At 59.8% G+C, this 9,492-nt stretch carries 11 protein-coding genes; 8 read left to right on the top strand and 3 right to left on the bottom strand.

What is annotated here, in order from left to right:
* Window positions 1-42: 42 nt before the first annotated feature.
* Together istB and istA are read right to left on the bottom strand one after the other, a co-directional pair.
* Entirely contained in the window at window positions 43-798 is a 756-nt protein-coding gene (gene istB / locus AC4ANE_RS12085; protein WP_002552598.1) for an IS21-like element ISPsy14 family helper ATPase IstB, read from the bottom strand.
* A gap of 20 nt (window positions 799-818) precedes the next feature.
* Window positions 819-2,333, bottom strand: a complete 1,515-nt coding sequence (gene istA, locus AC4ANE_RS12080) for an IS21 family transposase (RefSeq protein WP_054082386.1) — start codon at window positions 2,331-2,333, stop codon at window positions 819-821.
* Window positions 2,334-2,477: 144 nt separating this feature from the next.
* On the opposite strand from istA, the gene AC4ANE_RS12075 reads away from it, so the two are divergent.
* The 6 genes from AC4ANE_RS12075 (at window position 2,478) to AC4ANE_RS12050 (ending at window position 5,706) form a co-directional block, all read left to right on the top strand.
* Entirely contained in the window at window positions 2,478-2,909 is a 432-nt protein-coding gene (locus AC4ANE_RS12075; protein ID WP_460408946.1) for a response regulator transcription factor, read from the top strand.
* Window positions 2,910-2,940: 31 nt separating this feature from the next.
* Window positions 2,941-3,138, top strand: coding sequence for a hypothetical protein (locus AC4ANE_RS12070; RefSeq protein ID WP_031595194.1), 198 nt, complete (start codon window positions 2,941-2,943; stop codon window positions 3,136-3,138).
* Between the two features lie 358 nt (window positions 3,139-3,496).
* Complete coding sequence (locus AC4ANE_RS12065) at window positions 3,497-3,835, top strand: hypothetical protein (RefSeq protein ID WP_031595196.1); 339 nt, start codon at window positions 3,497-3,499, stop codon at window positions 3,833-3,835.
* Window positions 3,835-4,425: a hypothetical protein gene (locus AC4ANE_RS12060; RefSeq protein ID WP_031595198.1), complete on the top strand. Its 591-nt coding sequence runs from the start codon at window positions 3,835-3,837 to the stop codon at window positions 4,423-4,425. Before AC4ANE_RS12065 ends, AC4ANE_RS12060 begins: the two co-directional genes overlap by 1 nt.
* An 88-nt stretch (window positions 4,426-4,513) precedes the next feature.
* Window positions 4,514-4,861, top strand: coding sequence for a YfdP family phage-associated protein (locus AC4ANE_RS12055; protein ID WP_002553171.1), 348 nt, complete (start codon window positions 4,514-4,516; stop codon window positions 4,859-4,861).
* A gap of 29 nt (window positions 4,862-4,890) precedes the next feature.
* A complete protein-coding gene (locus AC4ANE_RS12050; RefSeq protein ID WP_031595200.1) occupies window positions 4,891-5,706 on the top strand; it encodes a YfdQ family protein in 816 nt (271 codons plus the stop codon).
* Between the two features lie 136 nt (window positions 5,707-5,842).
* Here the strand turns inward: AC4ANE_RS12050 and AC4ANE_RS12045 are convergent, their stop codons facing one another.
* Window positions 5,843-6,709: a hypothetical protein gene (locus tag AC4ANE_RS12045; RefSeq protein ID WP_002553169.1), complete on the bottom strand. Its 867-nt coding sequence runs from the start codon at window positions 6,707-6,709 to the stop codon at window positions 5,843-5,845.
* 72 nt (window positions 6,710-6,781) lie between these two features.
* On the opposite strand from AC4ANE_RS12045, the gene AC4ANE_RS12040 reads away from it, so the two are divergent.
* Both AC4ANE_RS12040 and AC4ANE_RS12035 read left to right on the top strand, forming a co-directional pair.
* Window positions 6,782-8,839, top strand: coding sequence for a DNA cytosine methyltransferase (locus AC4ANE_RS12040; RefSeq protein WP_002553168.1), 2,058 nt, complete (start codon window positions 6,782-6,784; stop codon window positions 8,837-8,839).
* A gap of 209 nt (window positions 8,840-9,048) precedes the next feature.
* The gene (locus tag AC4ANE_RS12035) at window positions 9,049-9,363 is read left to right on the top strand and encodes a hypothetical protein (RefSeq protein WP_002553167.1); all 315 of its coding nucleotides are present in this window, start codon (window positions 9,049-9,051) and stop codon (window positions 9,361-9,363) included.
* The last annotated feature ends 129 nt before the right edge of the window (window positions 9,364-9,492 follow it).

The following is a 9,492-nucleotide window of genomic DNA, read 5'->3' as shown; positions in this document are numbered from 1 at the left end:
TCCGGACAGGCAGTCGGAGCGCAGCGACGCAGGTTTGCATTGTTAGTCTGAAGCCCCTGCCGCCGTCAATTTCGTTGCGCGCCTGCGCATCGATTCACCCTTCAGTTCAATTCGATAAGCGTTATGCACCAGCCGGTCGAGGATCGCATCGCCCAAGGTCGGATCGCCGATCAACGCATGCCATTTGTCCACTGGCATTTGGCTGGTCACCAGCGTCGAGCGGTTGCCGTAGCGGTCGTCCAGCAGCTCAAGCATGTCGCGCCGTTGCGCGGCGGTAAACGGTGCCAGGCCCCAGTCGTCCAGGATCAGCAGGTCAGTCTTGGCGTAGCCGGCCATCAATTTGGCGAAGCGGCCATCGCCGTGGGCCAGGCCTAGTTCTTCCATCAAGCGCGGCAGACGCAGATAGCGCACGCTGTAACCGTCGCGGCAGGCTTTGTGAGCCAGCGCGCAGGCAAGCCAGGTTTTACCTACGCCCGTCGGCCCGCCGATGATCAGGTTCAGGCCATCGCGCAGCCATTGGCCGCTGCCCAGTTGCAGGATCAAGGCCTTATCCAGGCCACGCGGGCTGCGGTAGTCGATGTCTTCCAGGCAGGCGTTGTGGCGCAGCCGCGCGGCTTTGAGGCGGGTGGTCAGGCGGGCGTCTTCGCGCTCGGTCAGCTCGCGATCGACCATCAGACCGAAGCGTTCGTCGAAGCTCAGATCATTGATATCAGGCGTTGCGTGTTGTTCGCCCAGCGACTTGATCATGCCGTGCAGGCGCAAGGTTTGTAGCTTGTCGAGCGTTGGATTCGGTAGCATTTCGAAGCTCCTTTCTCAGGTCAGTGGTAGTAGCCCGGGCCACGCAGGTTGATGTGCTCGTCAGGCAGCAGCGGCAGGTTTTGCTGGGCCAGCGGCAGGCGCTCCAGCCCTTGGCGCAGGATCGACTCGAGGCTTTTGTAGCTGCATGCGCCCAGTGCCAGCGCACGCTGGCACGCGGCTTCCAGCCGCGCTTCGCCGTGCTGTTTGCTCAGGCGCAGGATGCCCAGGCAGGCGCGGAAGCCGTGTTGCGGATGGATTCGGCGTTCGAGGATGTAGGTGATGACGCCGGCGGTGTTAGGCCCGGTCTGCTCTGCCCAGCGGATCAGCCGTTGCGGTGTCCATTCGGCGTGCTCGCGGTGGCTCTTGGGCATGTGCTCGGTTTGGGTGGTGTGGCGGCCTTTGTGCTGCGAGCGAAGGTGGCTGGCCACGCGCTGGTTGGCGTGGAAGCACTCGACGGTCTGGGCCGTGAGCCGCACTTCGACTTGGTGCTTCACCAGCTGGTACGGCACCGAGTAAAAGTGGCCATCGACCTCAACGTGATAGTCGATATGGACGCGTACCTTTTTCCATTCGGCATAGACGTACGGGTGTTCCGGCAGGCCTTCCAGGGCCGGTTGGTCGATGGCCTCGAAGGCTGACCGGCGTGAGCCGGGCAGCTTTTTGAAGGGCTTGTGGTTGAGGCGATCCAGCAGTAGCGCGATGGCTGTGTTGAGTTCGCCAAGCGAGAAGAACTGGCGGTTGCGCAGCACCGCCAGGATCCAGCGTTCGACCACTTGCACGCCGACTTCGACCTTGGCTTTGTCCTTGGGCTTGCGCGAGCGAGCAGGCAAGACGGCGACGCCGTAATGCTCGGCCAGATCGCGGTAGCTGGGGTTGATATCCGGCTCGTAACGGTGCGCTTTAGTCACGCCACTGCGCAGATTATCGGGCACCAGGATCTGCGTTGTGCCGCCGAAAAAAGCAAAGCATCGGACGTGCGAGCCCAGCCAGTCGGGCAGTTTCTGCGACCAGGTGGCCTCGGCAAAGGTGTAGCTGGACGCGCCGAGAACGGCGACGAAGATCTGAGCCTGACGGATCTCGCCGGTTTGTCGGTCGATGACCGGCGCTGTTTGCCCGGCGTAATCGACGAACAGCTTTTCGCCAGCACGATGCTCCTGGCGCATGACCACGTCGACCTTGGCGGTCCAAAGGCGGTAGTGCTCGCAGAACCAGCTGTATTGGAAGCCTTGCGGGTGAGCGAGTCGATATTCCTGCCAGAGCAAGGCCAAAGTGACGCCGGGGCGGCGCAACTCCGCGTGTACCCATGCCCAGTCAGGCATTGGGCGCTGGTCGGTCGGCACTGGCACTGCCGGTGGAAACAGCCGTCGATTCAACTCCGCGTCAGAAATATCGATGGGCCACTGAAGCCCACTGGCGGCGAACCGGCAAAGGTAATCCCCTGCACTCGAATGGCCGATGGATAAGCTGGCGGCGATCTTGCGCACGGACAGGCCAGCGTCGAACTTTAGGCGTAGTACCTCTCGGATTTTACGCATGGATAAACGCTCCACGACGACCTCTTCGCTTCGAAAAAAGAGGTCGATAGTAGTGAATAGTCCTGCGTTGCTGCCTGCCTGAAAGTGTCCGGATGGCCGTGGAATCGGTGTCCAGATGCTTGTGGAATGAGTGTCCGGATCAGCATGGAATCAGTGTCCGGATGTTGGTGGAATGAGTCGTGGAATCCGCAATGTGGGGCATGGAGAGGCCACCTCGGCCGTGGTCTTGCGCCGCGAGAGTTGCAGTTTTTGTTGTCAGCCGCCCAGGGCTGCACAGCCAAGGAAATCGCCCGCACGTTCGGCATCGCGCCGGGCACGGTCGTCAAGCGGCTGTCGGTCGCCATGTTCAAGCTCGGCGTGAATCGCCAAACAGCGATGATCGCCGAGGCCATGCGCCGACAGATCATTTCCCCGCTCTGCCTGTTGTTCATGTCGGTGATCGTTCTGCACGCAGTGCTGGGCGATGAATCGATGAGGCGCGAGCGCAGAGCCCCCGAGTCACGCCGAGGCGGGTACGAACAGAAGATCAGCCGTAAGGGCTCGGACAAGCTCCGGCCAGTGGCGGCGATCTGCTGACCAACACCAATACAGTCCGGAGCAAGACAAGATGATCATCATCGAAGACAAGTTCACAGGCGGCGCGCAGGTGAGCATGGAGATGGACAAAGAGGCGAGCGAGCTGTTTGTGTTTCATTGCCCTGCTGGCCAAGGCTGCAAAGTTAGTAAGTGGCCTCTGGATAGTTACCACATGCCAATCGCGGTGGCTCATTACGAGCAGTGCTGCGAGCTGGAACGCACCGACTGAGCAACAGCTACACGTCGGCCTGACGAAAACTGCCCGAACCCTGTCATAGCGTCAGGCTGCATCGGAGATTGATCGGAGCGTGCCCAAGCGGGCTGCAGCGCTAGGATCGCAAAGCCCCGGAAAAGTCCTGAGCCGAATCTGTCGGCCAATACCTGAAACGCGGCGGAAATCAAGCAGGGGTAGCGCCCTGGTGTTCCGATCAATCTCCGATGCGGATGAGTTCAAACCGTTAAATCGGCCCCCTGCATCACCCTCCCCCCTAAATCAAACGACCGCATCGGCAGGTGCCAGGCCAGTCTCACGGCTGGGTTTGTTCACCCGCGCCTGTCATCTGACCAATGCGGTCAAGGAGCCTCACATGCATCAGACAATCAGCCAGCGTCGTGCAATCCTTGAAGGCCTGCGCCAGCGCTGTACCCTTTCCACTGCCGAGTTTTACGACAAGGTCGGCCGCAAGAATCCGGCAGCTCTGCCGCGCTTCACGGTCGTACCGAACGGCAATAACGAGTTCGGCATCGTCGAGCGCTCGACCGGCACTGTGCGCGGCGTGCATCGCGGGCACAGCGCGGCTTGCAAGGTCGCTCAGCAACTGGAAGCCCAGCCTGTACGTCAGCGGTCGTTCGCCACCCACGTGCTGCGCTGGACTGCTGCCATCGCCACCGGCCTGGCGCTGTTCGCCCTGTACGGTGCCAGCTGATGATCAGTCCAGAGCTGAGCATGATTCAGCGCAACAAAGAGCGGTCCGCCGTCCTCGAAGCCGAAGTGGCTGAGTTCCTGAAGAGCGGCGGCGTGATCGCCACGCTGCAGGGCTTCGCATACAAGCCAAGGCCCTATGGACGCATGATGCCGCCAGCAACGCCAGCGCCTCGCCGCCGGACCAAGGAAGCGATGCGCGCAGCTGCTCCACCGCCCCCTGAGCCGAATCTGCCACGGGGCCACGTCAGCGATGAGGTGGTCGCGCAGATCCGCCACATGGCACAGACAACCACGATCACCGATGTGAGCCGTAACACCGGGGTCAGCCACCACATGCTTCGCAAGATCGCCGCCGAGCACCGGTTCGAGTACAAGCGCTTCGATCCAAGCCCAGGCCTTGCGTGTGTGAAGGCCGAGCGCATAGACCCTGTCGCGGATGCGTTGAACGTGCTGCGCATCAAGGAAGCGCGAGACCGGGGGCTTTCGCGTTACGCCGCCAAGAACCTGATCGGCATCAGCAGCACGCTGATGGAGCGACTCATCGCCGACTTCAACATCGATTACCCGGCGAACAGGATTTACCGCAAGTGAGGCGCATGCAGTCCCGCGCCAACCATCGCCGCCGCCCTCTTCAACTCAACATCCCACCCAGTGGAATCAAGCCCCCGGAGAAACAACCATGTCGAAGCCGACAGACACCAGCGAATTCCTGAACGAACTGAATGGCGGGGCTTTCGCCAGCCAGATCGGCCACGCCCTTTCCGAAGTTGCCGCCGGTGTGGTCGACCACGGCAAGGCCGGGAAAGTGGTCATCACCCTGGACTTCTCGCAGATCGGCGAGTCCAGCCAGGTGAAGATCAAACACAAGCTCGATTACAAGGTGCCGACCAAGCGAGGCACCCGCAGCGAGAACACCAGCCTCGACACGCCAATGCACGTTGGCTCCGGCGGCAACATCACGCTGTTCGCCGAAAAGCACGACCAGCTGTTCACGCGTGACGATGCGCCAATCCCACGCCGCGACTGATCACCACCCCACCAAGCGAGACTTGAAATATGTCCCTCACAAAAGAAGCAATTCAACTGATCACTGACACCGCGCTGATCGCAGACGGCAAAGAGCTGAACACCGTCACGCCTACCATCGTGCTACCCGAAGGCGCGAAGATCGTGAACCTTGAGCAGTTCGGCGCAGGCCGCAGCCGCTTCCGTGGCACGTTCTCCACCAACTCCTTGGCGGACTTCGCCAAATACGTGTCCGACCGCGCAGTCGCCGACGCAAAAGGCTTCATCAATCAGGACGAAATGACCTGTTCGGTGCTGTTCAACCTGGGCAATGAGGAAGTGCCAGGCCACGCAGATGATCGCGCCGTGCTGAAGCTCAAGCCCACCGCTGCCTATCAGGCCGTGCAGGCGATCAGTGGCCGGGCCATGTCGCAGAAGGATATGAGCGACTGGATTGAAGACTGGCACAGCACCCTGTCGGCGGTCGGCGATGAGCTGCAGAACATCCCGTTGGCCAAAGCCATCGCCGCCGTGCGCACGATCACGGTCAAGGCGTCGTCGGAAAGCGATCACACCGTCAGTGAGACCCGCGCCAGCCGCAGCGCAATGGATGCAATCGAGGCAACCAGCAAGGAAACCCTGCCCACGTCGCTGATCTTCTCAGCCGTGCCGTTTGAAGGCCTGCAGCAGCGCGAAATCATCCTGCGAATCTCGGTCATCACGAGCGGCGCACAGCCGGTGTTGAAGCTGCGTTGGGTCGGGGAGGACGTGCAGCGCGAAGAGATTGCGCAAGAGTTCAAGTCAGTGCTCGACGCTCAGGTTGGTGAAGCGGCCAAGCTGGCACTTGGCACATTCAGCCCGAATTGAACGAATTCCATCTGGAGTAAATCCAGCCTCAGTATGGCGCGCAGCCCTGTCTCCGAGTAGCACGGCTGCGCTGATATTTTCTTTCGAATCCTGACGCTTCGGCATCGTAAACCGCATGGCTGTCCTCATTGTCAGCTTACCCCAGTGTTGACATATATCGCGGAAGCCAATTATCTCCATATAGAACTTGGCTCCGCACCATTTTGGCAACAGCATGGAACTGCGGGTGAATTCCAGAAATAGTATTCTGAAGAGGAAACAGTTCAAAACCAACATGCAGCCCATCCGTAAAGCAATTAGCAAACGTTCCTCCGCCCAATGGGCCTCCGATCACTAGTTCGGTTGCGCTGGCAGATATTTGTACACACCCATATGTCATATTAAGCCGCTCAATTATTAGTCCAGAAGGTGGCTCTGCGACTAGCTTAAGCACGATATTGCCAGGCCCATTCCTTATAACTATAGACCTCCCCTCAGTAACAACATCCCAACTATCTACTGAAGCCCTCCACTCGTTTTTATCAATTACGAGTGTAGGTCTTCCATTGGTATCAAAGAATGTACCGCTCAACAAAAAGGTCTCACCCTCTACTTCTGGCGGATCTATACGAAGAATATCCGTCCCAAAAATACGAAGTGGGATCCGGCAGGTCCTGAGTGTCGCACCACCGATCGTGATAAAAGGATGATCTCCGCAGAAGTCAAAGCAATCTCTGGAAAATCCTTCCTTTAAGGCGGCAGGAGATTTCATAGCCCGCTTAACTTTTTCTTTCGAGTACATGCCAGTCGTCACCCTTCCATGGCAGCCTGGACACAAAAGCGTAATAAATGCAGCGTCGTGCTCTTCGGCATCCTTAAATTCGGGATCTACGTGCTCATATTGCACAATTCCTGTGCCGCATATGACACACCCAAATCCTGAATTAATTCGAACAGCACGCCTAACAGCAGCCGAAATTTTTCTTGATAGACCGTGTTTATTAACTTTCTTTTTGTCTGTCATCGGCCTGCTCCATAGCGAAGCGTCATAAATACACCACCTTAACGACTCACGCCACCCCGGCGAGGATGAACTATGTCCGCTCACCAGAAGAAACACCTCTTCGATTTTAAAACCCAGTACGGCCTTGGCTTCGATCCGCAAGACGATGAGATCGTTGTGGACTTCTTCTGCGGTGGCGGCGGCGCCGGTACCGGGCTGGAAATGGGCCTTGGGCGCACCGTCAGTGTGGCCAAGAATCACAGCCCGGCAGCGATCAGCATGCACACCGTGAATCACCCGGGCGCGAAGCACTTCACGACCGATGTATTCGACGGCGATCCGGATACCGAATGCGGTGGCAAGGCCGTGGGCTGGTTCCACATGAGCCCGGATTGCACCCACCACAGCCAGGCCGCTGGCGGTCAGCCGCGCAAACGCGAGATCCGCAACCTGTCTTGGATCGGCTTGAAGTGGGCAGGCAAGAAGAAACCCCGCGTCATCAGCCTGGAGAACGTGAAGCAGATCCTGCAATGGGGTCCGCTGGTCGCCAAGCGTTGCAAGTCAACCGGTCGGGTAGTGAAGCTGGGCGGCGGTGTTGCTGCACAGGGTGAGGTTGTGCCGGTCGACCAGCAGTTTCTGGTGCCAGACCCTGCCCGGCGCGGCCAAACGTGGGCGGTGTTCGTGGCCGAGCTGGAGCGCCTGGGCTATGCCGTCGAATGGCGCGTGATCCGAGCGTGCGACTTCGGTGCGCCCACCAGCCGGGAACGCCTGTTCATGATTGCCCGCTGCGATGGGCAGCCGATTGTGTGGCCGGAGCCTACGCACGCCAAGCGTCCCGCCAAAGGCCAGAAGCCTTGGAAGACCGCCGCCGAATGCATCGACTTTACAGACCTCGGCAAAAGCATATTCGGACGCAAGAAAGACCTGGCACCGGCTACCTTGCGCCGGGTCGCCAAGGGCATGAAAAAGTTCGTCATCGACAACCCGGCCCCGTTCATCGTCCCGATTGCGAACTGGTCAGGCGAGACGGTGCAACCCGCCAACGAGCCGCTGCGCACGGTGACGTCATATCCAAAGGGCGGCGCTTTCTCGGTCGTCAGCCCAGTCATCGCGCCAGCAACCCATCAAGGTAGCGACCGCATCAACGACCCGTTGGAGCCATTGCCGACGATCACCTGCGCCAACCGTGGTGAGCTGACGCTGATCAGCCCTACCCTGATCCAGTCAGGTTATGGCGAACGTGAAGGCCAGCAGCCTCGCGTGCCGGGAATCGATCAGCCTCTAGGCACCGTTGTCGCTGGCGGCGTTAAGCACGCGCTTGCAGCGGCGCATCTGGTGAAGTTTCGATTCAACGATGCAGGCAAAGCGCTGGATGAGCCCCTGCCAACCATTACCAGTGGCGGGAACTACCAACGGCCCGCTGGTGCAGCTCACGCAATGGGTGTGTCCACGGTGTTCATGGCTCAAATGAACGGCGGCTTCAACACAACCCACGCCAAGGGTGTCGACGAACCCATGACGACGGTCACCAACACCGGAAGCCAGCAGCAACTGGTAGCCGCAAACCTGGTGCACCTGCGCGGTAACTGTGATGCGCGGGACGTCAGCGACCCTCTGCACACAATCAGCGCCGGCGGCCAGCACCACGGACTGGTCACCGCGTTCATGGAAAGGCAGTTCGGCGCCAGCGTAGGCCAGCCTCTGGATGAGCCAGCGCCTACCGTTACGGCAGGTGGTGGCGGTAAAAGCTCTGTCGTATCGCTCAGGCTCTCCCCAGAGCATGAGGAAGGCGCACTTCGCGTCGCCGCGTTCCTGATCAGCTATTACGGGACCGAGAACGTAAGCGGCGCGGGCGAACCAGCGCCCACGATCACGACCAAGGATCGCTTGGCGCTGGTCACCGTCATGGTCAAGGGCACGCCCTACGTGATCGTCGACATCTGCCTTCGGATGCTCAAGCCGTCGGAGCTGTACAAGGCTCAGGGCTTCCCAGCCGACTACGTCATCACCCATGGTGCAGACGGCAAGCCGTTCACCAAAACTCAACAGGTCCACATGTGCGGCAACAGCGTGAGCCCGCCGCCTATGGCAGCGCTCGCTCGAGCGAACGACCCGTGGCGCACATCAGCTCAACATCAGGTGGCAGCATGATCAACAGGCCAACCTGCTGGCGTGCAGCGGCCCAGGCAGTGCCGAAACAACCGAGTATCACCGCCGAAAGGCCGTTAATTGAACTCATAAAGCGCTTCTCCAAGGGTTTGACAGGGCCTCACTTTTGCCCGGTGCGCCCCAACACCCCGCAGTAACCACCCCCTCTCAATCAATTCAATGTCAGCCGCGTGTGCGGCAAGGACGAAGTCATGCCCGAAGAAAAGTTGATTGGCCCCGTCGAAGTCACTCGCGACGAAGACGGCTACTGGTATCACCCAGGAATCCCGAATTTCGATGAAGACCATGCCGCCTACAAAGCGTGGCTTGATGGCCAGCAGCTGCAGGTGGTCGGCTGGCACATGGATGCCGAACTTGAATCGCACCCGTACTGGGAAGAAGGGGCAGCCAACTGCCTCGGCTGGGAGCCTGAAGCACCCGCTGAGCCCGGCTGGTTCCTTCTGGGCATCTTCGACACGGACGATGGCCCATACGCGCAGTGGGCTCGGCGGGTGGTGACGCCATGACCCAGGCCAAGGAATTCTACTCTCCCGAGCAAGCCGCTAAGCACGCAGCTGAGTGGTGCAAGCGCCATCCAGCATGGCGCCGGATCTGTGATATCCCAGATCACTCAGTGTTCGTGAAACCTACGATGA

The sequence above is a fragment of the Pseudomonas sp. Pme6b genome (assembly GCF_058129925.1).
The sequence above is the reverse complement of the archived record's forward strand: the minus strand, read 5'-3'. Positions and strand labels throughout refer to the sequence as shown.